Here is a 22,656-nt window from a genome sequence, read left to right as displayed (position 1 = left end):
TATATCACTGGCGCTGACAAATGTTTCTTTTCTAATTTACTGAACCGGCGCAGACTTACAGAAAAACACTCCGGCACCGGTGTAATGCCAGTTATAAACAATGTGAATGGAATGACGAATCAGTCAGGAAAGAGCTACAATCTGCTGGCTGACCGGAGAGGGTCAGCAGGAAGATGAACGGTAATGTCGCCAGCACCAGGGGCAGGGCCGGGTTCCACAATACCAGCGCCGGCATTTTGCACATTGCCAGCGTACCGGCATCACAACACGTTTCATGCAGCTGCTCCTCGTGATTCCTCAATTCGCTGCTGCATCCACTGCTCCACTTCACTTTTGTACCAGCGGCTGCTGCGGCCCAGCTTGATGGGTTTCGGGAAATGGCCTTCACTGATCAGCTTGTAAAACCATTTATCTGTCATACCGGTGAAACTGGTGATGTAGTTCATGTCGATCAGGGGATCGTCGGCACGCAGCAACACGCAGTCGTGGCCTGTCATTGAGGTCAACATGGTCAGAATATCCTCTGTGAGATTTATGAAGGTTGTGCGAATGCGGGGAAAGGTGCTGAGCCGTATTCTCAGAACGGTCCTGCAGATCCGGGATAGCCGGGATTACCGGCGAGGCAACGGGCTTCCGGATCGCACACACCACGACGATCGCGGGCGAAATCACTGAACGCCCAGATCAAATCTTTGAGGATGTCTTCGCAGTCCGGTGAACGACTGTCCAGCACCACATCCCGGGTTATCTGTTTCTGGTACGGTGCCGCTTCCCCCGGTGACGCGAAGCCCAGTACGTTGCTCCAGGCATCCAGAATCAGCCGGTCCAGTTCGGGGCCGTCGAAATACTCCTGTCTGACGCACAGCACCACGTGGTATTCCGGCTTTTCCGGATGACGGGTCAGGAGCCAGCAAAGGTCGCGTCCGGGTTTCGCATTCATCAGCGCACTGACGGTTTCGATAAAATCCATACCAAACCAGGTCTGTCTGCTGTTGAAGGCGTTGTCATGTTCCCACGGCAGACGAAGCAGGATCCGCCGTATCCGTGAGCCGGACTGCTCACGCAGCGCACGCTCAAGGACGCCGATGACTTTGTTCTGATAAGATGGCCAGAAGGGTGCCAGGCTATAGTCGAAATAAGGAATAGCATTCATAAGATATGTTCCGTTATGCGCAGCCCACAATGCGTCCTGCCCGTGAATGAGCTGACGTGTTATGGCTTGCGGATGAGATTGATGGAATAAGTGAAGAACTGAAGCAGAACGGGAAGATAAGGGACAGAACACCGGATTCAGGTTCAGGATGAATGATCTCCGTTGACTTCAGTTCACATCATTAATCAATGCGGTAAGTTTTTACCGACGGAGTGTTTCCAGGAGCGGAGGCTCAGGCCTTAAGCTTCAGAAGTGAGGCTTACGAGGACGCCCTGCAGCAGGACGTTCAGGAACTTCATTGCAGCCGTAGGCACACAGCCCGTCTTTTTGTTCTTCTTTTGCCAGATAATGCAGGGCACCGCGAATATTATCGATGCTTTCAGGATCGTTGTGGCGCACAGGAATGTTGATGTTGTATGCATAATGCGGCTGATATGTACAGCGGTGCGCCGAACCACAGTTATACGTAATTGCCTGCCAGCATTCCGCTATCCGCTCCGCAAAGGGATATATTTTTTTAACCCTCTGACGATCGATCCAGAAAACGACATGCGCATGAAAACCATGATCAGCCGTCCATTCAATCACCCAGAAGAAACCAACGATATTTTCAAATTGTTCCACCTGCTCCAGCAGCATACGCAACTGTAATTCAAGCCAGCGATGATCAGGTTGTAAGAAATCGGGCGTATCTTTCCTGTAGAAGAAATCCATCCGTAAGGCCCGCAGGCAGGAATAGCGTGCCATCATTTGATTGATGTGATTGTCAAGTAAAGCGGTAAAAAACCAGTTTGGTGTGTAAGATTTAGGCATGTTGATGACTCCTGAAAGTTAATGATGTTTTAAGCTCTGTGAGCGAATTAATGCTTTCGCTCATAATCAGATCTAAAACGGTAATAACTTACAGATGGTATTTATCAGGCATGCTGTAACAGAATGGATACGACGGATTATTAACGACACACAGCGTTGTGCTGAAGGGTATGAGTTATCTGATGGCATTGTCTATAGAGATGAGATAAACGAGGTGCGAAGAAAATACAGATTCAATACAACACAGTGAAATACAGAAAAATACGAACTGTAATCCCGCTGCCAGGCGGTTAGGAAACATATTACAACTATAAGCTCATGATTTGTAAATTTGCTCTCAGTGAGTCTGAAAAAACGTTTATAAGGTCACCACAATAAACTCACACGCGCTTATTCAATCTGTTTTCCAGGATATGAACGTTAACGACACACGATAGCATAAGACAACATACCATGGATGAATAATTTTCACCCAGTACCTTAAACAATACAACCGGCAACAAATATAATCAGAAATTCACTCTGTTAATTCTGTTGTTTATCCTGCGCTGTTAAACATGACGGAATCATGGATACCTTATCAAAGAGTAAACATTCAGTTAATCTGTGATGACAGAGAAATTGTTTCCAACCAGAATAGTTAAAACACTTCAGATAAACAATCATTGTTAAGCAAATACAGTTCATGATGGATAAGATTAAAATCAATTGCTGTTTCACTGAAAATGAGAACAGATGGATATCAGCAATAGCGTAGTAGAGAATAACTTATCCGAACATCATATGAGTTACAGTAATTATGATTGAGGGGGATGGAGTGGATACGATAACAAGAGTAAATAAAGACAGAGTAAAAGTAAAGGGCAAGTGTAATAATAGTAATAAACCTAAATTAAAATTATCCATGTTTGATGTAAAAATAATAATATACTGACAACCATGAAGGTAAGAAAAAGAGAGTGCAGGTATCAGGAAGATCTCAGGATATGAAGATTCCCACAGCACAGATTTAAAATTAGTCGAATATAATAAATTTAAAAACCTTAATTAAAATGTAATCTCATCCATGGTTAACATGCTCCTGAAAAGGAAAGTTACAAATACCGTATGCTACCAACTAATTACAACAATGATATATGTACATTCAGTAAGAATACAGATAAAATATTAATACCAACTTCCAGTATCAAGATCGTATTGCGAACTTCAGATGCGCTATGAGGCAGTTCAATTTTTAACTTTCGTTTTCCTCTTCCTCCCTGGCTTCATATGCATAAGCGACTTGAAAGACCCGATGATAGTTACAATTTCAGGTTGTGGCATGACGATCAATTTGTAACTGAAACAATGAACGGTAACGCTGCCATATAAACATCAAAATGCGAGCATTACAGCGACATTGAACCGATTAGATGTATCACTCATAATCAGAACAAGATGATGTATCCTGAGATATAAGAAAATCATCAAGAGAACCTCCGGCTTTTATTGCTTCTGCAATAACATTAGGCCGACGACCTTGTCCACTCCAGTACATTGTTTGACCGTTATACTCATATCTGTATTTATGCCCTCCTGACACACTTTTTCTGCCTGCCTGTAATTTTTTGCCAAATTCACGTTCGTCGATCATGGTAATGATATAGCGACGCATTTCACCCATTCTGAGCTCAATGGCGTCCATCCCAATGAGCTCACCGGTCTTTACCAGACGGTAGTGCTTTGGCCGGTGGGGTTTGGCGGTTCGCTTTTTGACAAGCAGAGCCTTACCCCGCGAGCTCAGACGTACTGGTACCATCCGCATTTTATCGTGTGCGGTGGCGATCATTCTGCCGATGGTGGAAACACTCGGGCAGGTCAGATGGCGCTGTGCGCACCAGGGCTTCAGGCGAACAAAAATCTGCTCTTTACCGAGGTTTGGCAGCTCTGTCCTGAGGCGTCGAATCTCTTTCAGCACATCGGGATGCCAGTGCTTTTTTCGTCGCACCAGAGGTGCCTTACTGTGCGGGATTAGCCCCTCAGGTCCTCCCTTGTTCAGTAACTGACGCCACCAGTAAAGCGTGCGGCAGGACACGCCAAAGGCTTCAGAAGCCGCAGAAATACCGTGTTTATCCCAGAAGTGCAGAGCCTTCATTCTCATTGTTGCTATATCAGCCATCACTGAAAGCCTCAACGCATAATCGGCCGTTTAGGATAGCCAACCATCAGATGCTGCATTTGCATAGTGCAATCTCCCCTTACTTATCCGGAGGCAATTGCAATATCTCTGTGAACTTACACACAGGTATAATCAATAAGGGCGTACGGAGATTGCCCGTTATTGCTGCAGGATCGGCAGACTGGTTCCCGTCCTTGCGCATATAACTGTACAACCACAGAGAAAAGCATCAATGCACGCTTTATGTTGCGTCAGGGCAGCGAACGACTCCTTTTGTTGACGACACATATCACCTTCTGTACTGCCAATTATGGCATTCAGCGTCTCCCCGAGTTTTAAGCTCCTGCTCTTACGAACCAGCGACAAGCAATAAATAACTATGGCAATGAATCTAATAACAGCATAAATATGAGACTCATCGATACTCATCGTGATTAGTATAATCGGGGCAGAATTATATTCACTGTCTGATTTATTATTGAGTTAAATATAATTAAAGTGTTCTCAAAAGTCTGGCTGGATTACCGGCATACACGCCTTTTACCAGCACGGGCTTTGTAACCACACTACCAGCACCAATCACTGCTCCACTGCAAATTTCTGTGGTTAAAATGGTCGCTCCGCTACCCACTGTTACAGTGTTACCTAATACGATGCGTATCCAGCTTTCTGCAGAGGCATCGGGACCACCACACTTAAAAAGATCATTAGCAAAAGTTACGCCATGACCGATGAAACAGCCATCACCTAAAATGACGTTCTCACAGATGAAACTGTGGGACTGAATTCGGCTCCGGTTGCCAATGATACATCCCTTCTGTATTTCCACAAAGGGACCGATAAAAACATCATCCCCCAGTTCACATTCATAGAGGTTTACTGGCATGACGACTTTCACATTTTCACCAAATTTCACATCACGAATGCGGCTGTCAATAACGTTCATATCCGTTGTATCCTCCCTCAGGATGATTCTTATCAGAACATTTCACCTGTCAGAATATTCCCGGTAATGTGATACAAGAGCCAGTCTCACCGGGTACCATGTGTTATTGCTCGTATCCTTTTGCCCGTTACGAGTGTACAACCGGTTTTATATTTTGCAATCCAGGCCTGTTACACCAGAGCATCCTCTCACTGCCCCCTCACTGGTCAATCCGGGATTCAAAGTCATCCTCCAGCACTAAACCCCATACCAGTCCTGAACCTTCCCTCGCCAGCAGCCAGACTCCTACTGTTCACCACAATCCTCTTCCGTGAATGGCCGTAAGTGCGCAGCACCAAAATAAATCGGTACTTCCGATGACAGACAGTGAAAGCGTCAGAGAAATATGAACATGAGAATGGAAGCAGATACATGACTTCAGGACGACTTTTTCAGAAAACGAGCTAAGGGCGTCAGCCAACGACCTTACCGTGGTATACGCTCAGGCGCCGGATGCCGTTTTACCCGGTTCACCTGCCATCCAGCAAACGCCCCGGCCCACGACTGCAACCATAATTACGTTGCCCGGAACCGTCATGCTGCTTCGTCTCATATTTCACGAGATAACTGGCTCTGTTCCGGGCTTTCTGCATCGCTTCCACATCACCACGCTTGATCCAGAGAACAGCGGCTTCACCAGACTTTTTGTCTGAAGCCTTCCAGGTATCAGAACATCCACCCGACAAAGGCGTGTCATCGGAAGAAGGGCGAACATCAGACGATGCTGGTTTACGGGAAGGCGTCCACCTGGAAAAATGGACCAGGCCATCGCCTTGCCAGGGCTCAAGATGCAGGGCGCTGCACCATGCCTCCTGGATCATCGTCGCCAGCGAAGACGGTTCGCTGAAATCCCCGAGCGAGCACCAGGTATCTTTGTTGAGCAGTAATATCACGTGATAATGTTTCCTGCCATACATCTTGCCGAACTCCCGGCACCAGAAATAACGCAGGCTGGTTGCATGCACACGCTGATTGGCACATCTTTTTTTCCGCTGGTAAGCCTGAATTTTGGCTTTCAGGGATGCAAAAAAACGAGAAATCACCGCTGAATCCGGATCGGGATCCATGATGGTGACAGGCATATACTCAGGGAAACGTAAATCCACCCGGATTAACGAGACGGCACGGTGCTGCGCCAGGGCACTGTCGAGAAGGCTGTCAAAACGGGATAACCAGTAAGCATTGTGTATTGGTTGATTCATGATGAGAGATCTCCGTTGATTTGGATTGACTTCACATCATTAATCAACGCAGTAAAACTTTACGGCATCCGACATTGAGCAATACTACAACTCTCTGATTAAGAGTGATTGAAACGGAACAAACCATCCCGGAACGAAAAGATAATCCTGCACACAGCAGCAAAATACGCAACAACAGCATGAATGGATTTAAAAACGACATGGACGACGAGAAAAGTCTGAAGGGAAAAGGAGCCACAGAACATTCGAACAAAACACCAGAAATGCAACCAGAACGCTTCCTGGCAATGCAAATCAACAACAACGCCAAAACCTACAACTTAATCACACAACTCAATCACGGATGCGAATGACACGCTTAAAACCTGTTTACAGATAACGCCGTAACACGATCATCACCATCACCATCACCATCACCATCACCATCAGAATCGATTTTCTCATCCCGAAAATGTTACGTTTCACTACGCACCATAAAAACGATTAACCATCGATAACGTAAATCTCATCTGAATCAAAACACCAAAACCGTTCATCACACTTTCGCAATGCAAGAAGAAACCTCATGACAAAAAGAATGACCTTACACGGAAAAGAAAAACGTCAGGAATCGTTAATGCCTCAATCTGATTGTTATCAAAACATCCAGAAAGTCGTTTAACAGAATCGTCGTAAGCACATCGAAAAGAACGTCAGATTACTTCAGGAAAGTTCGGGTTGATTTAGCGTAAAGATACTTTTCTCAAGCTAACGTCGAAACTCGAAATCTCAGGAAAGGTTAAACGTAACATCAGTAAAATCGAATAGCAGATTGATTGCTTAAACAGAAAGGTTTTACAGCAGCATTAAACTGATTTAGTTAACGTAAAGATTTACTAAACGTAAAGATTTACTAAACTGGATGTGTATCAGATCAAACAATGTGTACAGCAATGCTTAATGAAAATACTTGTAGAATTGTTTATGAGAAAGCGTGTATAACACTTACTGAAATGCTTAGTTAAATACGTGTATGTTTGGTAAAACACTTAAGTAAAATACGTGTATAGTACCATTCCCGACATTCTCAACATCTTCAGACATCCATGCAGACTGAGTGTTGATTTCAGTTTTTCACGGCCAGCATGGATCTTTACTGTTTAAAAAACATACAGATTTACTCTGAAATTATTTACCCAGGCCTCCCTGAAAAGACCATCCGGAGCATCCCGTTCGTCAGCTTCCATGTTGTCTTTTACCCCGGAAAGTGATCGCATTTTCCAGCCAGAATGACAGCCATACTGATTATGACGTCTCTCCGGCCCCTTCACATATAACATTCATGTCAGTCATTTCTTACTGCCTCACTCACCGGAATTCTCCATGCCGGATGAAGCAATTGTTCTGAACTGAGCAGAAGCATAACAGCACACAAGGAAACGACTGTGCTATAGATCCTGGAATCAGGATCTTAATGTCAGGAAAACAATGACGACCGGGGATAACCAACAACAACCTGAGTACAGAAGAAAGCTTTCCCGCGCACGCCATCATCTTATGTAAGAGGATATGATGCCACCCCCACCTCAGAAGAACCGTCTCCGGGAGAACTTCACTGCATCCAAAATCCTTTTGCTGAGTTCTCATTCCCCATCATGGCAGCTACAGACATGCCCTGACAGAGCGTATGCGCATTGAGAGAAATAACCATAAATGATGAGAAGACACTCTATATAACGACAGCATGTTGAGGCATCAAAAATATTCATATAAATATTTTAAGAAAATTTTTTATTGCAAACTACAGGAAATAACATGATGTCAATATAATTTTTTAAAAAACGTGATATTAATCACATTGTAATTTTCTGTGTTTTTATGTAAATCAGAGAAAAGAGTCCATGAACGTTATTGCATTTTTTCTGATGTATGGATAAAAGGGGATTCAGGCGAAATTTACTGACAGAGGTGATAAGAGGGGGGTTAAAGAGTTCTATAGAGTTGGTTGTGCATTTATGCCCAGGGAGTTCATGTCTGTGCATTCACCAGATGAATCTGATCATGTTTTTAGTCGGATGGAATATGAATATTACCGACATAACGATAAATCACCTTCTGTTAATGCTGATAATGCAGGCAGAGACGTTGTTCCGGAGTGGGTGCAAAAAGACCCTGTAGCCGCATTCTGGGTATGGATGTTTATATATCATGTTCCTGACAGTATTGTCCGACTCTCAGGTGAGCAATATGCAGATTACGGAATTTCCTGTCTGTATGCCAGACTGTTTGCCACAGAAGCAGCTCCAGCTAATCATCAGGCAAGGATTCGTGTGACGAGAAAATGGCTACAGGAGCTTATAAGGCTAACCGGGACAGAAAATGTATCTGACTTCTTGTATGTCGTTCATTTTTTATGGTCATATGCTGAAAAAGTGAACCCCATGACATGGCTTGGTTCCCGGCGGATACATATCAAATGGGCATGGGCGTATCTGCAAAAACATTGCACTGACGAAGAACGTCACTGTCCTGATATTTCAGAATTTAAAGCTTCAGGGGAGTCACGTCTGTTCATAATAGCTTATGTGCGCCGTGTCTTCATGAAAATCTATTCTGTCGGTACTGAACCTCAAAAGTTAAAAGAATTAGTTTATCAGCAGAATGATTTTCTCAGGCGCATGAAGTGCTCATACCAGAAAATGTTCCGGTATGAGAAAACCGATTCCCGGGTACAGATAAGTGCCCTGATTTCTCCGGAAGCCAGGAATGCACTCCGGAAAATGGCAAAAAAGAATAATCTGACGCAGGCTGAAATCCTGGATAAACTCATCTTATCAGCTGATCGTCTGTTTATGCAGAAAACAGCAGGGGATTATTCCCGTTAATGAGTTCCACCAGAACCGTTTTTCTTTTTGCTGCTGTTTTTGCGTTTATGCTGTTCGTACCTTTCTTTTGACGTACAAAGGAATCTTCCATAAACATTGCGGATATATGAGTTGATATACTCCAGCATTCTCTCTTTTCGTGATTTCCCTTTTTCCTTCGAATCTTCACTTTGAACATTAATGTCCATCAGTTCTTTTATAAACTTATCCAGATTTTCCATGTCATAAAGCAGCATGAAAAACATCACATTTCCCAGTGATTCCAGTAACTGAGATTCAACCCAGTCCCCATATTTTCTGAAACTTAGCCCTGTTAAAAACTGTTCAAACATTACCCCTGATACAAAAAGAGATTTTAATCCCAGTCGCTTATATTCCTGGTAAAAAAGTTCAAACGTCGGGGATTCTGAACGGCAAATAAACGAAGACAGCGCCCATGGATCAAAATCTGTAACACGCCTCCCCTCCCACACTTCCTGCCGTGTCAGCGGCGGTTCAGCAAACCAGGCGTCCAGCTCAGCCGAATCGCTGTCCCTGCTCAAAACCTTATACAAACTGCCCGTGAACGGTTGAGGCGGATTTTTGGTTGCTTCATCTTCTGATTGTCTGGATTGTCTGGATTGTCTGAATCCGTCCACTTTTCTCCGGATATTACGCGGGATCAGCATAAAAGGCGGGACATTAAGTGATAAACGTTTACCCGTCATGCGATACCATTGCCCCACCTCAACCTTAATCCGTGTATCTGACTTTAGCTCAAGTGCCATTATGTTAAGCAGGTACAGATAACGCACCGTATAACAGTCAAAATGTTTCTCCGGATCAAACGGCTCTGACCGTTCTCTGCACACGAGTCCGCTGCGCTTCAGTATTCGCTGGGTATCTTTCCAGGCCTTACACTGAAGAATGGTGGTAACTCTGGCCTTATTAGCAATCTCACGCAGCGCATCACTTTGTTGTGCCGTCATCTCACCTCCCGCACTCTGTCACTCCAGATTTTTTCACGTCCATATTACCTGAATGATAAGCCGGATTAGTGTGATCCGGTTCAGCGAAATCAACAGGATAACGGTATGTCATTCAGCCATTCTTCCCTCTCCGCACAAGTGAAATCACATCTGACGTTTCTTCCTGAAGAAATTCGCCAGAAAATCCTTGAACATCTCCACAGTGTTATTCATTACGAGCCCGTGATTGGCATTATGGGTAAATCCGGAACAGGCAAAAGCAGTCTGTGTAATGCCATTTTTCAGTCCCGTATCTGCGCCACACATCCTCTGAACGGCTGCACCCGCCAGGCTCATCGTCTTACCCTGCAGTTCGGTGAACGCAGAATGACGCTGGTCGATCTGCCCGGCATTGGTGAAACACCGCAGCATGATCAGGAATACCGGACACTTTATCGTCAGCTGCTACCGGAACTGGATCTGATTATCTGGATCCTGCGGGCTGATGAACGTGCGTATGCTGCTGATATTGCCATGCATCAGTTTTTACTGAATGAAGGCGCAGATCCCTCGCGTTTTCTGTTTGTTCTCAGCCATGCCGATCGCGTGTTTCCTGCTGAAGAATGGAATGCCACAGAAAAATGCCCGTCCCGTCAGCAGTCGCTCTCACTGGCGACGGTGACAGCCCGGGTGGCAACCCTGTTCCCTTCATCATTTCCGGTACTCTCCGTTGCTGCACCTGTCGGCTGGAACCTTCCGGCGTTTGTGTCGCTGATGATCCACGCACTGCCACCACAGGCAACCAGCGCGGTGTATTCACATATCCGGGGAGAAAACCGCTCTGAACAGGCCCGGAAACACGCACAACAGACTTTTGGTGAAACCATCGGGAAAAGTTTTGACGACGCCGTTGCCCGTTTCAGTTTTCCGGCCTGGATGTTACAGCTTCTGCGCAAAACCCGGGACCGCATTATCCACCTGCTGGTCACACTGTGGGATCACCTGTTCTGAACGCCCCGGAGTCCCCCGTGGCAACCGTATACCTTTACACGACAACGGATTACGGTAACCACTGCCGTATACCGTCTGTCATTATCAATAACACGCTCTTTAATTTCAGAGGTCAGTCATGAATACCAGAATTCTTTTTCCCCTGCTGTTCACTGTGGCATCATTCTCCGCCTCCGCCGGCAACTGGGCTGTCAAAAACGGCTGGTGTCAGACCATGACGGAAGATGGTCAGGCGCTGGTAATGCTGAAAAATGGCACGATTGGTATTACCGGCCTGATGCAGGGATGCCCGAATGGTGTACAGACGCTCCTGGGCAGCCGTATCAGTATTAACGGTAACCTGATCCCCACATCACAAATGTGTAATCAGCAGACGGGATTCAGGGCTGTTGAGGTGGAAATCGGACAGGCGCCGGAAATGGTCAAAAAAGCCGTTCACTCCATAGCAGAGCGTGATGTGTCCGTTTTACAGGCATTTGGTGTACGAATGGAATTCACCCGCGGTGATATGCTGAAGGTCTGTCCGAAATTTGTCACATCACTTGCCGGTTTTTCCCCGAAACAGACGACCACTATTAATAAAGATTCCGTCCTGCAGGCTGCCCGGCAGGCATACGCTCGGGAATATGACGAGGAAACAACAGAAACCGCTGATTTTGGCTCTTACGAAGTAAAAGGCAATAAGGTTGAGTTTGAAGTATTCAATCCTGAAGACCGTGCGTACGACAAAGTGACCGTCACGGTTGGTGCTGACGGTAATGCCACCGGCGCCAGCGTTGAATTTATCGGAAAATAGCCGGTATGTCGGACTGCCACCCTGTTTTATTGCCCGAAGGCCCTTTCTCACGCGAACAGGCGGTTGCCGTCACAACAGCTTACCGCAATGTGCTTATTGAGGATGACCAGGGAACGCATTTCCGGCTGGTTATCCGCAATGCCGAAGGGCAGCTACGCTGGCGGTGCTGGAATTTTGAACCTGATGCCGGAAAACAGCTAAATTCGTATCTCGCCAGTGAGGGAATTCTCAGGCAATAAACGTCTTCATTTCATCCATCAGGCCGCGTCTTCTCCGGGAGACGCGGCCTTTTCGTTTATACCGCTAATTCATTCATAAGGAGCAAAGTATGCAATTAGCCAGTCGTTTTGGTCATGTAAATCAGATCCGTCGGGAGCGCCCACTGACACGCGAAGAACTGATGTACCACGTCCCGAGTATTTTTGGAGAAGACCGGCACACCTCCCGCAGTGAACGGTATGCGTACATTCCCACCATCACCGTCCTGGAAAATCTGCAGCGGGAAGGCTTTCAGCCGTTCTTCGCCTGCCAGACCCGTGTGCGCGACCAGAGCCGCCGGGAATATACCAAACATATGCTGCGTCTGCGGCGGGCCGGACAGATAACTGGTCAGCATGTGCCTGAAATTATTCTGCTCAACTCCCATGACGGTTCATCCAGCTACCAGATGTTACCCGGATATTTTCGTGCCATTTGTACCAATGGACTGGTCTGCGGTCAGTCTCTGGGAGAATTGCGTGTTCCACACCGGGGAAATGTGGTGGAGAAAGTTATTGAAGGGGCTTACGAGGTGGTGGGCGTGTTTGACCGGATAGAGGAGAAGCGTGATGCCATGCAGTCGCTGGTCCTGCCGCCACCGGCACGCCAGGCGCTGGCACAGGCGGCACTGACTTACCGTTATGGTGACGAACATCAGCCCGTCACCACCGCCGACATTCTGACGCCACGACGCCGGGAGGATTACGGTAAGGACCTGTGGAGTACTTATCAGACCATCCAGGAGAATATGCTGAAAGGCGGAATTTCCGGTCGCAGTGCCAGAGGAAAACGTATCCACACCCGTGCCATTCACAGCATCGACACCGACATTAAGCTCAATCGCGCATTGTGGGTGATGGCAGAAACGCTACTGGAGAGCCTGCGCTGATGCAATCTGTCCCTGAAGGCGTGATTCAGGCACCAGAATCACCCGACGCCCCGGAGAACTCAGTCTGTGCAGACTGAGTACAGGCAATGGCATCTTCTGGCCATCCGTCTGTGACCGGAACGGTTACGCGTACGGCTGTCCGGAATTTCAGCCGAATATCATTCATCCCTGATATTGCCGGGTCTCACGGTCAGTGATGAACGTGATGTTGTCAGCCCCCGGCCTTTATTTCCTCTCATTTATACACATTGTAAGGATTTCACTCATGAAAATCGTTTCTCAGAACACAACTGCTCTTTCTTCAGCCACAGCACCAGGGAATAACCAGCCCCAACTGGTTGCTACTCCCGTCCCTGATGAACAACGTATCAGCTTCTGGCCGCAGCATTTTGGCCTCATTCCACAGTGGGTGACCCTGGAGCCCCGTGTCTTCGGCTGGATGGACCGTCTTTGCGAAGACTACTGCGGTGGTATCTGGAATCTGTACACACTGAACAACGGTGGCGCATTTATAGCGCCCGAACCGGATGACGATGATGGCGAAACATGGGTACTGTTCAATGCCATGAACGGTAACCGCGCTGAAATGAGCCCGGAAGCCGCCGGCATTGCCGCCTGTCTGATGGCGTACAGCCATCACGCCTGTCGTACAGAGAATTATGCCATGACGGTTCATTATTACCGGCTGCGGGATTATGCCCTGCAGCATCCGGAATGCAGCGCCATTATGCGCATCATCGACTGAATGGAGGCAGGGACAATGCAGCAGCTTTCCTTTCTGCCCGGAGAGATGACGCCCGGCGAGCGCAGTCTCATTCTGCGGGCCCTGAAAACCCTGGACCGCCATCTTCATGAACCCGGCGTGGCCTTCACCTCCACCCGTGCGGCACGGGAATGGCTGATTCTGAACATGGCGGGACTGGAGCGTGAAGAATTCCGGGTGCTGTATCTGAATAACCAGAATCAGTTGATTGCCGGTGAAACCCTCTTCACCGGCACCATCAACCGCACGGAAGTCCATCCCCGGGAAGTGATTAAACGCGCCCTGTACCACAATGCCGCTGCCGTGGTGCTGGCGCACAATCACCCGTCCGGTGAAGTCACCCCCAGTAAGGCAGACCGCCTTATCACGGAACGCCTGGTACAGGCACTGGCCCTGGTGGATATCCGGGTACCGGACCATCTGATAGTTGGTGGCAGTCAGGTTTTCTCTTTTGCGGAACACGGTCTGCTTTAACCCGTCACCGTCACAACCACATCACACCTGTTTTCACTTTTATCTTCTGTCTTCAGAGGTATCACACTATGAAAATCATCACCCGTGGTGAAGCCATGCGTATTCACCGTCAGCATCCGACATCCCGTCTTTTTCCGTTCTGTACCGGTAAATACCGCTGGCACGGCAGTGCTGAGGCGTATACCGGTCGTGAAGTGCAGGATATTCCCGGTGTGCTGGCTGTATTTGCAGAACGCCGTAAGGACAGTTTTGGCCCGTATGTCCGGCTGATGAGCGTCACCCTGAACTGAATCAGAAAGGGGATTCTGATGAGCAGCATTATCACCATCACAGTGTATACGCTGGATGAACTTTCCTGCCCGGTACGGGGAAAAGCCCGCGACGGGTACCGTCAGCATCATGCTGACAGCAACTGGTATGAAAACGTGTATGAGGACTTCAGGGCGGTCTGTGACATTTTCGGAATTGACCTCCGCCAGCGCGTTTTCCGGCTCAGCCAGGTTTATGGAAGAGCCGTGCATCTGGTTCAGCGGATGCTGCAGCCAGGGGGACGGAGCCTGTTTTGAAGGACGCTGGCACTGGCAGCCGGCGACAGCCCGGATAATCCGGAAGTATGCCCCACAGGAGCATGAACTCCATCGTATCGCGGATGCCCTGCAGGCGGTGCAGAAACGTAACTTCTGGCAACTGCAGGCTGAAATCCACCACCGGGGACGTTACTGCCATCCGTTATCACTGTTACCCGGAACAGTCCGACTGGTCAGGCTATGACAGCCGATGCGGAAGCCGCTGTCAGCGAAGCCCTGCGCGACCTGGCCTTCTGGCTGTACCGTCAACTGGAAAACGAGTACGACCAGATGACCTCAGACGCCGCTGTGGATGAGGCCATTCTCATCAATGCATACATCTTCACCGAAACCGGTCAGCGCGCCGGCTGACCTGTCATCGTTAAACCATTCTTAACCACTTTTCAGAGAGGATTTTATCGTGTCAGACAAACTCTCCGGGATAACTCATCCCGACGACAATCACGACCGCCCCTGGTGGGGGCTTCCCTGCACAGTGAGGCCCTGTTTTGGCGCCCGTCTGGTGCAAGAGGGTAACCGCCTGCATTACCTTGCCGACCGCGCCGGTATCAGAGGCCGCTTCAGCGACGCAGATGCATACCATCTGGACCAGGCCTTTCCGCTGCTGATGAAACAACTGGAACTCATGCTCACCAGCGGTGAACTGAATCCCCGACATCAGCATACCGTCACGCTGTATGCAAAAGGGCTGACCTGCGAAGCCGACACCCTCGGCAGTTGTGGTTACGTTTATCTGGCTGTTTATCCGACGCCCGAAACGAAAAAGTAAACCACCGGAATAACCTTCTGCTCCGGCCAGGTGTTTTCACCACGCCACTCTCCCCATAATTTAATCTCTCATATCAGGAAAATCTTCAGTATGAAATTATTACCCGACACACATGTACGGGAGGCATCGTGCTGCCCGTCTCCCGTCACCATCTGGCAGACACTGCTCATCCGTCTGCTGGACCAGCACTATGGCCTCACACTGAATGACACACCGTTCGCTGATGAACGTGTGATTGAGCAGCATATTGAGGCCGGCATTTCACTGTGCGATGCGGTGAACTTTCTCGTTGAAAAATACGCACTGGTACGTACCGACCAGCCGGGATTCAGCGCAGGAGCCCCGTCGCAGTTAATCAACAGCATCGATATTCTCCGGGCCCGCCGGGCAACAGGCCTGATGACACGTAATAACTACAGAATGGTAAATAACATTACCCTGGGTAGCATCCGGGGGCGAAACGATGAAACTTTCCCTGACGCTGGAAGCCGACAGCATTAACGTGCAGGCACTGAACATGGGGCGCATTGTCGTTGACATTGATGGTGTAAATCTCGCTGAACTGATTAACAAGGTCGCTGAATACGGTTATTCACTCCTCGTGGTGGATGAACGTGACGCTACCGAAACACCGGCGACTTCTGCCAGCTCTCATCAGTTGCCGGAAGACAATACAGTGATACAGAGCGTGATGCCATTAACCACTGAAACAGCGCTGGATATCCTCATTGCGTGGCTGCAGGACAATATCGACTGCGGGTCCGGAATTATTTTCGACAACGATGAGGATAAAACGGATTCGGCAGCACTGCTGCCCTGTATTGAACAGGCCAGGGAGGATATCCGTACCCTGCACCAACTGCAACTTCTGCACCAGAACCGGTGAATCTCACTCACCAGACTTCATTCTCCTGACGCCAGCCTGAACAGAGCTGGCGTTTTCGTTTATAAACAGAAAGGAAACCCCATAATGTCATATATCACAATCCCCCACCCGAACGCGGTCAACGGACATACAGCCGTTATCTGTTCCACAAGTATCAGACACATCCTGGCTGTACGAAAGAGTACACTGCTGCAAATCGACACGCTTATCCGGCAACTGACAGAAATCTCAGCACTGACGGAAAGTATTGGCGGTAAAGCCGCCCCGGACTGGGCGATGAAACAGAATTTTCGCTGTGGTTGCTGGCTGATGGAGAAACCAGAAACAGCAATGAAAGCCATTACCCGGAATCTTGACCGCGAAATCTGGCGTAACCTGATGCAGCGTTCCGGGATGCTTTCCTTAATGGATGCACAGGCACGTGATACATGGTACAGGTCACTGGAATATGATAATTTTCCGGAAATCAGTGAAGCGAACATTCTGAGCACATTTGAACAACTGCACCAGAATAAGGATGAAGTGTTTGAGCGGGGGGTGATCAACCTCTTCAAAGGGCTGAGCTGGGATTACAAAACCAACTCACCCTGTAAATTTGGCAGTAAAATTATCGTCAACAATCTGGTGAGATGGGACCAGTGGGGATTTCATCTTATCAGTGGAATGCAGGCAGATCGCCTGGCTGACCTGGAAAGAATGTTGCATCTGCTCAGCGGTAAACCGATCCCCGACAACCGAGGGAATATCACCATTAATCTGGATGACCACATACAGTCCGTTCAGGGTAAAGGACGCTATGAAGATGAGATGTTCATCATTAAATACTTTAAGAAGGGAGCTGCACACATCACTTTCAAAAGGCTGGAGCTGATTGACAGAATTAACGATATAATAGCCAGGCACTTTCCTTCTGTGCTCTCAGCCTGACCCCGAGTTTGATTCCCTTTCGATATCAAAAGGGACTGCGGGTACAAAAGAGGGTACATCTTTCACCAAACCAAACAAAATAAACCAATATCAACATGATAGAAGCATTCTTCGATTCCGAGTCCGGCACCAAATTCATAAGGCCTCGCTGAAAAGCGGGGCTTTTTGCTTTTCTGGCTACGGTAGATTTCTGGTCGTTGCAATACGTTATTTGTTTGTTGTATTTCTCACTATTTTCGCCGATGTTCGTTACTTTTAGACACCCCAACATCCTATGATGTGTGCCTTGTCCTTACTCTACTACTACGGTCTTTCTACGGTTCCCTTTTCTCAGAACATTCATAATGAAGTAGAAAACACGGGGAAACAGGAGAGTTATCATTTCGCCTTAATCCGCAGGTTTTAACGTGATTTTGTCGCGGAGAATAAGGTGGGAAAATCTTCAATAACAAGCGGGAAAACCTGATACGCCATTGACATGGGGCTCTTCACCACTCCGTCCACCTGCAACAGACTCTTCTTTCCTTCTCGCTTCTTACCCTTACCAGAATCCTCTGTCCTCCACGAGATCATAAAATGATGTATCAGAAGTAATACGACTTGAACAGTACAAAATAGTGGTACATTTGGAATCGAAGTGTAAAGGTAACTTACTGTTATTTGGTGATTTCATTGCCGTGTCAATGAATCCTTAATTCGATTCCGAATCAGGCACCAGACTCATATCAACGGACCTCCATGGAGGTCCGTTTTTCATCCATAATCGCCTTCATTTGATGCTGAGCTGAACATATCAACATCAGGCAACGGCACAATCTGTGTACAAACTCCGCCAGCCCTCAGATAACACATCACTGAGTAAATGGTCAGGTATTGCTTATATTATGCCCCTCTGCATCTATTATTGCTGCCATCCACTGAGCTTCTGAGGCCGACAATTTTAGCCGTGGAGCTCGCTCCCCCGCACCAGGTGGCTTCATATCAAAACCATAAGAGCTTCTGGATATAACCGTTATACCATCCACATTACATGTTGTTGATATCAGTTCACAATTTTTAGTTGATGGCTTATCAATTATTGGATCAGATATTTCTGGTCGACGTCCTGTGTGACATGAAAAACAACTTCCGATTGACAATGGCATAATTTTATCTCCTGCCGATATTACTTTACTGATATGCACTGTCATAATAGAAGTGCATTATTTAGAGTATTCAGATATCAATCCAGAACGTTTCGGATGATAATCTTTCCATTCTGGCATGCCTAAAATTTTCTCTGCCGGAACTTCTTTCCCACGTAGATAAAACTTTATATTTTTCATTATCTGCTCATTATCCTGATTACGATAAATCCATCGCAACTCACTGGCTGTAATACTTTGCCCATAAGCATCCCCCTTATTGGCTATATTTTTTAGAGTATCGACAAGCCCATCGGCACAAAAATGCACCATTTTGTTCCTTACTAATAACTGAAACTCCAGGCCAGCCTTACTGGTTTTTGCCCATAACTTGTCACGATTACACACAGAAAGATCGGCCATAGTGACATTATATTGACTATGGTTCTTCAAATACTGCTTAAAGTTAATTCCTCTATCAGACTCACTTAATGCTCTCTTGATAAGAGCGTCTTTCTTATATTTCCGAGGAGATTTATAATCCCATACAGCACTTGTTAACGTATTCTGTATTAAAATATCTTTTTTAGAAAAATCATTAACCAGTTTTATTGTATTAACAACTTTTCCTCTGGGTTCCGAAAGCCCATACACAATATCCCCTAGACGAAAATGTAAAGCCGCCTCCATGGCATAGCCCTGAAAAGTAATATTTTTTTCTTTAATCACATCTGGAGAAAGCTGTACATTCTGTAAATCAAGATCCATCTCTTCGGGAAATCCTTCAGCAACGATGTTCCATGTCGTTTTCTGCTCTGTATAAATGGTTGCTGACACCATCCCTTTTGGGAGTTTTTCCGGCAACACGATATTACTGCAACCCGTCAGAGACAACGTCTGCAGTGAAGGGGATATAAAATTATCGATTCTGACCTGATACTCCGGGTTATAATCCCGGATACTCAGAGAACACAACCCTGATGGTACGCCGGTAAGCGTCTCCGCAGCCCTACCCGTCAACTCAAGAGACCGGACACTATCAGGCACACCCGATACCTGACAGTGACCAAGTTTCAAATGCTCAACGCCCTCTGGAACAGTATGTACAAAAGACGAATTATTCAATTCAATATGTAGCTCTCTTACTGTCGGCGGCAGTTCACTGACTTTCAGATTCTCACAATTAATAACGGACAGGCTTTTTATATTGACCGGTAGCCCTGTAAGACCGGTCAGCTTATTACAGTTCTCTATTGTTATCGCTGTGATTTCTTCCGGTAAATGAGGCAAGAACTCCATGTCACAATTTTTTATATGCAGACAACCACTTTCCCGTGCATCTTCCAGTTGCCGGGACGTAATTTCACTTTTAAAGCTTGCAGGTGTTTCAGTAATATGATGACAGGCAGTCCCTGACAATTTTAATTGTGATGTGGAAAGCATCAATAAATTCCATTTTCAGAAAATAAATCACTATAAGGTAAGCCCCATCCGAGGAGCTTACCTGACAAATTTCATACAGAGAGCCTGTATCCAGGGTTTCCCGATGGCGAAAAGGCATCATTACAGACGCTATTTCACGCTGGAAAAGCAAGTACAGTTACTACATGTTCATTCCAGAATAAACCCAGCAATCTGACCCGGATTCTAACAACCAGCAAAATAATGTTGTCAATCGAAGACGAATAAAAAAGCAGCAGTCAGTACAACTCAGTCTGTATTAATATCCCCCACTCAAAAACGTACATCCTGCCCGGAAATGATGCAGAAACGCTGATCAGTTAGATCAAAATAACACTCCTCTCTGCCAACGATCATTTCTGGAGAAAACGCTTCACGACTGAGGGGATGAAAAACATTGTGTCGGATAGCCTCAGACAAGGCATCCTTATCGTATAAAGAACAGACTTTTGAATGCAGTGCATTTTTAACAAAAACGCCTGTTTTTGGTATACATAATGTTATCGGGCAACTCAGATGTTGCTCACAGCAAGGAAAATCTCCAGGATTGACGGTAAATGCATGAGAATTAATTCTGGTCTGCACTGCATTTCTGCCCCCTTCCAACCAGAATGGGGTTAAACGAACCTGCTCCATATATAAACTGAACGCCTGCAGGAAAGTATTGCCATGATTAAGCTGTCTCTCCAGACTCTCTGCAAGGCGACGACACCTCCCTCCAAGACGGTCAAGAAGACTGCCCTGAATCGGCTCCACACTAAAAGCATCCATAAATGAAATATGGTGCAGCCTCAGACTACGACTTCCCACAATCAGAGTATCACTCTGATTGCTTCTTGCTATATTACGCAGAGCTTCCAGTTCACTTTCAGGCAGCGCCCTTCCATCTGAGATATTTAATACGACGGGCATATTATCTCCCTCTGTAATGTATTTAGCTTATCCAGGCCAACAACAAATAAACATCCACACATAAAATAAAACAGACAAAACATTTTGGCAACATACCATCAATTATTGACTTATCATTATTTACACCAAAGCGTTGCGATACTAAAATAATTATAAACTTGCTACATTGTAAATATAGACAAATAAAAGGAATTACTATGCCAGCAAATATATCAGGAACACCCTTCAACTCATTTGGTATAAGCTTTATCCAGAAACAGTCCTGCTGGAGGAAATCTGATGATATCCTGCGATGTTCAATGGGTCAGAGGACTATCAAGTTATCCACTAATACGCTGAACAACCGAATTTTGACCTCCGTCGCCCGACAAAGCACCAAAGATATTAATGCCTGGAAAAGAGATGAACAGACAGTTTACCCATCTCGCGTGATCAACCAGGGAATTGATAAATATTGTGCTGAAAATAGCAGAAACATTTCCAGTGAAGTACGGCAAAGAGTTTTTAAATTCATTGAAAAGGATTACAGTCTCAAGTTGAATATCATAGCAGCGCAAAGCTCTATCAACCATCTCATAATAGGAAATGGCCGTTTCGGTGATAAAATAAATATGCTTTGCAATGGAGTGAGTAGAGAAGTAAAGAACCAGACAATGGATGTAATAGCCAATCAACTCGCAGACCAATTCTTCCAAAAGCATATTAGTCCAGATGTTGACATCAAACAGCTACGAGATGACATCCCCAGATATATTATGGCTGCCAGCGTCATATCGGCATAAATAGAGATACCCTTAACGCTAACCAGAAAAAAAATACCTATAAGAGCCTGTACATAGAGTTGTGTCGTTGCCTGATGTTGATATGTCAAATCCAACATCAAATAGCGGTAAATTTATGGATAAAAAATTACAGGCTCTGGTTAACGAAACACCCCCCTCTTGCTCTATCCCCCTCTTTCATCATTTATTACAATATTTATTTCAATAAAAACCGATATTACCAATCACATTTATCACAATGCAACTTAATATCGGTTTTTATCTTTTAATGCCTGAGCAATAGGCGGTAATGGCCGGGATGCCTCGGATGCCTGTCCACTTGTCGGTGGCGGCGGTGCCGGGCGGCTTGGCTTAAGACCTGAAGTATCAAGACTTTTCGATTTTTCATAGGCAGCCAAATGATCTTTTAGCGCCTGAGCAATGGGCGGTAAAGACCGGGATGACCCAGATACCAACCCGCTTGTCGGCGGCGGCGGTGCCGGGCGGCTTGGCTTAAGGCTTGAAGTATCAAGACTTTTCGACTTTTCATAGGCAGCTAAATGATCTTTTAATGCCTGAGCAATGGGCGGTAAAGACCGGGATGATCCAGATACCTGCCCACTTGTCGGCGGCGGTGGAGCCGGGCGGGCCGGCTTAAGGCCTGAAGCCTCAAGGCTTTTCGATTTTTCATAGGCAGCCAAATGATCTTTTAATGCCTGCGCAATGGGCGGTAAAGGGCGGGATGCCCCGGAAGCCTGTCCACTTGTCGGCGGCGGTGGGGCCGGGCGGCTTGGCTTAAGACCTGAAGCCTCAAGGCTTTTCGACTTTTCATAGGCAGCCAAATGATCTTTTAGTGCCTGAGCAATGGGCGGTAAAGGGCGGGATGCCCCGGAAGCCTGTCCACTTGTCGGCGGCG

The 22,656-nt window shown here is 46.7% G+C and carries 22 protein-coding genes and 5 pseudogenes; 16 read left to right on the top strand and 11 right to left on the bottom strand.

Annotated elements, in window-relative coordinates; translation table 11 throughout:
• Positions 1 to 272 precede the first annotated feature (272 nt).
• The 7 genes and pseudogenes from HEN33_RS21180 to HEN33_RS21155 form a co-directional block, all read right to left on the bottom strand.
• A complete protein-coding gene (locus HEN33_RS21180; RefSeq protein ID WP_000958149.1) occupies positions 273 to 509 on the bottom strand; it encodes a helix-turn-helix transcriptional regulator in 237 nt (78 codons plus the stop codon).
• 68 nt (positions 510 to 577) lie between these two features.
• Entirely contained in the window at positions 578 to 1,153 is a 576-nt protein-coding gene (locus HEN33_RS21175; RefSeq protein ID WP_000991584.1) for a hypothetical protein, read from the bottom strand.
• Positions 1,154 to 1,399: 246 nt separating this feature from the next.
• A complete protein-coding gene (locus HEN33_RS21170) occupies positions 1,400 to 1,966 on the bottom strand; it encodes an inovirus-type Gp2 protein (RefSeq protein ID WP_001126811.1) in 567 nt (188 codons plus the stop codon).
• A 1,417-nt stretch (positions 1,967 to 3,383) separates the two neighbouring features.
• Positions 3,384 to 3,482 (bottom strand): annotated as a pseudogene (locus HEN33_RS27140) (H-NS family nucleoid-associated regulatory protein); the annotation flags it as partial.
• A 105-nt stretch (positions 3,483 to 3,587) separates the two neighbouring features.
• Positions 3,588 to 4,189 (bottom strand): annotated as a pseudogene (locus HEN33_RS21165) (helix-turn-helix domain-containing protein); the annotation flags it as partial.
• A 428-nt stretch (positions 4,190 to 4,617) separates the two neighbouring features.
• Complete coding sequence (locus HEN33_RS21160) at positions 4,618 to 5,070, bottom strand: acyltransferase (RefSeq protein ID WP_001100706.1); 453 nt, start codon at positions 5,068 to 5,070, stop codon at positions 4,618 to 4,620.
• 509 nt (positions 5,071 to 5,579) lie between these two features.
• Positions 5,580 to 6,311, bottom strand: a complete 732-nt coding sequence (locus HEN33_RS21155) for an inovirus Gp2 family protein (RefSeq protein ID WP_001075462.1) — start codon at positions 6,309 to 6,311, stop codon at positions 5,580 to 5,582.
• Positions 6,312 to 6,490: 179 nt separating this feature from the next.
• On the opposite strand from HEN33_RS21155, the gene HEN33_RS21150 reads away from it, so the two are divergent.
• Both HEN33_RS21150 and HEN33_RS21145 read left to right on the top strand, forming a co-directional pair.
• Positions 6,491 to 6,664, top strand: coding sequence for a hypothetical protein (locus tag HEN33_RS21150; RefSeq protein WP_154675835.1), 174 nt, complete (start codon positions 6,491 to 6,493; stop codon positions 6,662 to 6,664).
• Positions 6,665 to 8,320: 1,656 nt separating this feature from the next.
• Entirely contained in the window at positions 8,321 to 9,175 is an 855-nt protein-coding gene (locus HEN33_RS21145; RefSeq protein WP_021527174.1) for a hypothetical protein, read from the top strand.
• Here the strand turns inward: HEN33_RS21145 and HEN33_RS21140 are convergent.
• Positions 9,172 to 10,143, bottom strand: coding sequence for a hypothetical protein (locus HEN33_RS21140; RefSeq protein ID WP_065793236.1), 972 nt, complete (start codon positions 10,141 to 10,143; stop codon positions 9,172 to 9,174). The two genes, HEN33_RS21145 and HEN33_RS21140, sit on opposite strands and share 4 nt — an antisense overlap.
• A 105-nt stretch (positions 10,144 to 10,248) precedes the next feature.
• Here HEN33_RS21140 and HEN33_RS21135 point away from each other — a divergent pair, with 105 nt between their 5' ends.
• From HEN33_RS21135 to HEN33_RS21070, 13 genes and pseudogenes are all read left to right on the top strand, one after another.
• Positions 10,249 to 11,133, top strand: a complete 885-nt coding sequence (locus tag HEN33_RS21135; RefSeq protein ID WP_059309239.1) for a GTPase family protein — start codon at positions 10,249 to 10,251, stop codon at positions 11,131 to 11,133.
• A gap of 118 nt (positions 11,134 to 11,251) precedes the next feature.
• Positions 11,252 to 11,929, top strand: a complete 678-nt coding sequence (locus HEN33_RS21130) for a hypothetical protein (RefSeq protein WP_001097368.1) — start codon at positions 11,252 to 11,254, stop codon at positions 11,927 to 11,929.
• A 5-nt stretch (positions 11,930 to 11,934) separates the two neighbouring features.
• A complete protein-coding gene (locus tag HEN33_RS21125) occupies positions 11,935 to 12,168 on the top strand; it encodes a DUF905 family protein (protein WP_001278287.1) in 234 nt (77 codons plus the stop codon).
• Between the two features lie 89 nt (positions 12,169 to 12,257).
• The gene (locus HEN33_RS21120; protein ID WP_052914130.1) at positions 12,258 to 13,076 is read left to right on the top strand and encodes a DUF932 domain-containing protein; all 819 of its coding nucleotides are present in this window, start codon (positions 12,258 to 12,260) and stop codon (positions 13,074 to 13,076) included.
• A gap of 265 nt (positions 13,077 to 13,341) precedes the next feature.
• Complete coding sequence (locus HEN33_RS21115; protein WP_183083463.1) at positions 13,342 to 13,821, top strand: antirestriction protein; 480 nt, start codon at positions 13,342 to 13,344, stop codon at positions 13,819 to 13,821.
• A gap of 15 nt (positions 13,822 to 13,836) precedes the next feature.
• Positions 13,837 to 14,313, top strand: a complete 477-nt coding sequence (gene radC / locus HEN33_RS21110) for a RadC family protein (RefSeq protein WP_001186725.1) — start codon at positions 13,837 to 13,839, stop codon at positions 14,311 to 14,313.
• Positions 14,314 to 14,381: 68 nt separating this feature from the next.
• A complete protein-coding gene (locus HEN33_RS21105) occupies positions 14,382 to 14,603 on the top strand; it encodes a DUF987 domain-containing protein (RefSeq protein WP_044704012.1) in 222 nt (73 codons plus the stop codon).
• A gap of 18 nt (positions 14,604 to 14,621) precedes the next feature.
• A pseudogene (locus tag HEN33_RS26465) lies at positions 14,622 to 15,251 on the top strand (antitoxin of toxin-antitoxin stability system).
• 49 nt (positions 15,252 to 15,300) lie between these two features.
• Positions 15,301 to 15,669 carry a type IV toxin-antitoxin system YeeU family antitoxin gene (locus HEN33_RS21090; protein ID WP_001280951.1) on the top strand — a complete coding sequence of 123 codons (369 nt, stop codon included), beginning with the start codon at positions 15,301 to 15,303 and terminating at the stop codon, positions 15,667 to 15,669.
• 90 nt (positions 15,670 to 15,759) lie between these two features.
• Positions 15,760 to 16,136, top strand: a pseudogene (locus tag HEN33_RS21085) (TA system toxin CbtA family protein).
• Positions 16,133 to 16,294 (top strand): annotated as a pseudogene (locus HEN33_RS26175) (DUF5983 family protein); the annotation flags it as partial. The pseudogenes HEN33_RS21085 and HEN33_RS26175, both read left to right, overlap by 4 nt.
• 63 nt (positions 16,295 to 16,357) lie before the next feature.
• Positions 16,358 to 16,555 (top strand): DUF957 domain-containing protein, encoded by a 198-nt coding sequence (locus HEN33_RS26170; protein ID WP_085975623.1) that lies wholly within the window; start codon positions 16,358 to 16,360, stop codon positions 16,553 to 16,555.
• Positions 16,556 to 16,639: 84 nt separating this feature from the next.
• Entirely contained in the window at positions 16,640 to 17,482 is an 843-nt protein-coding gene (locus tag HEN33_RS21070; RefSeq protein ID WP_183083462.1) for a DUF4942 domain-containing protein, read from the top strand.
• Positions 17,483 to 18,684: 1,202 nt separating this feature from the next.
• Here the strand turns inward: HEN33_RS21070 and HEN33_RS21065 are convergent.
• On the bottom strand, positions 18,685 to 20,049 hold the full coding sequence (locus HEN33_RS21065) for an EspK/GogB family type III secretion system effector (RefSeq protein WP_000953522.1): 1,365 nt from the start codon (positions 20,047 to 20,049) through the stop codon (positions 18,685 to 18,687).
• Between the two features lie 291 nt (positions 20,050 to 20,340).
• A complete protein-coding gene (locus tag HEN33_RS21060) occupies positions 20,341 to 20,979 on the bottom strand; it encodes a DUF1076 domain-containing protein (protein ID WP_001145628.1) in 639 nt (212 codons plus the stop codon).
• A 197-nt stretch (positions 20,980 to 21,176) separates the two neighbouring features.
• On the opposite strand from HEN33_RS21060, the gene HEN33_RS21055 reads away from it, so the two are divergent.
• Entirely contained in the window at positions 21,177 to 21,761 is a 585-nt protein-coding gene (locus HEN33_RS21055; RefSeq protein ID WP_176263358.1) for a bfpT-regulated chaperone, read from the top strand.
• A gap of 245 nt (positions 21,762 to 22,006) precedes the next feature.
• Here the strand turns inward: HEN33_RS21055 and HEN33_RS21050 are convergent.
• The coding region (locus HEN33_RS21050) for an EspF repeat-containing protein (RefSeq protein WP_183083461.1) at positions 22,007 to 22,656 on the bottom strand (650 nt) is incomplete at its 5' end.

This window comes from Escherichia sp. 94.0001 (assembly GCF_013369155.2).
GTDB classification, from domain to species: Bacteria; Pseudomonadota; Gammaproteobacteria; order Enterobacterales; family Enterobacteriaceae; genus Escherichia; species Escherichia coli_F.
This window is presented reverse-complemented; position numbering and strand designations above follow the sequence as displayed.

Coding starts and splice junctions, on each gene's coding strand:
- HEN33_RS21180 (WP_000958149.1), bottom strand. CDS start 509: ATGTTGACCTCAATGACAGGCCACGACTGCGTGTTGCTGCGTGCCGAC.
- HEN33_RS21175 (WP_000991584.1), bottom strand. CDS start 1,153: ATGAATGCTATTCCTTATTTCGACTATAGCCTGGCACCCTTCTGGCCA.
- HEN33_RS21170 (WP_001126811.1), bottom strand. CDS start 1,966: ATGCCTAAATCTTACACACCAAACTGGTTTTTTACCGCTTTACTTGAC.
- HEN33_RS21160 (WP_001100706.1), bottom strand. CDS start 5,070: ATGAACGTTATTGACAGCCGCATTCGTGATGTGAAATTTGGTGAAAAT.
- HEN33_RS21155 (WP_001075462.1), bottom strand. CDS start 6,311: ATGAATCAACCAATACACAATGCTTACTGGTTATCCCGTTTTGACAGC.
- HEN33_RS21150 (WP_154675835.1), top strand. CDS start 6,491: ATGAATGGATTTAAAAACGACATGGACGACGAGAAAAGTCTGAAGGGA.
- HEN33_RS21145 (WP_021527174.1), top strand. CDS start 8,321: ATGTCTGTGCATTCACCAGATGAATCTGATCATGTTTTTAGTCGGATG.
- HEN33_RS21140 (WP_065793236.1), bottom strand. CDS start 10,143: ATGACGGCACAACAAAGTGATGCGCTGCGTGAGATTGCTAATAAGGCC.
- HEN33_RS21135 (WP_059309239.1), top strand. CDS start 10,249: ATGTCATTCAGCCATTCTTCCCTCTCCGCACAAGTGAAATCACATCTG.
- HEN33_RS21130 (WP_001097368.1), top strand. CDS start 11,252: ATGAATACCAGAATTCTTTTTCCCCTGCTGTTCACTGTGGCATCATTC.
- HEN33_RS21125 (WP_001278287.1), top strand. CDS start 11,935: ATGTCGGACTGCCACCCTGTTTTATTGCCCGAAGGCCCTTTCTCACGC.
- HEN33_RS21120 (WP_052914130.1), top strand. CDS start 12,258: ATGCAATTAGCCAGTCGTTTTGGTCATGTAAATCAGATCCGTCGGGAG.
- HEN33_RS21115 (WP_183083463.1), top strand. CDS start 13,342: ATGAAAATCGTTTCTCAGAACACAACTGCTCTTTCTTCAGCCACAGCA.
- radC (WP_001186725.1), top strand. CDS start 13,837: ATGCAGCAGCTTTCCTTTCTGCCCGGAGAGATGACGCCCGGCGAGCGC.
- HEN33_RS21105 (WP_044704012.1), top strand. CDS start 14,382: ATGAAAATCATCACCCGTGGTGAAGCCATGCGTATTCACCGTCAGCAT.
- HEN33_RS21070 (WP_183083462.1), top strand. CDS start 16,640: ATGTCATATATCACAATCCCCCACCCGAACGCGGTCAACGGACATACA.
- HEN33_RS21065 (WP_000953522.1), bottom strand. CDS start 20,049: ATGCTTTCCACATCACAATTAAAATTGTCAGGGACTGCCTGTCATCAT.
- HEN33_RS21060 (WP_001145628.1), bottom strand. CDS start 20,979: ATGCCCGTCGTATTAAATATCTCAGATGGAAGGGCGCTGCCTGAAAGT.
- HEN33_RS21055 (WP_176263358.1), top strand. CDS start 21,177: ATGCCAGCAAATATATCAGGAACACCCTTCAACTCATTTGGTATAAGC.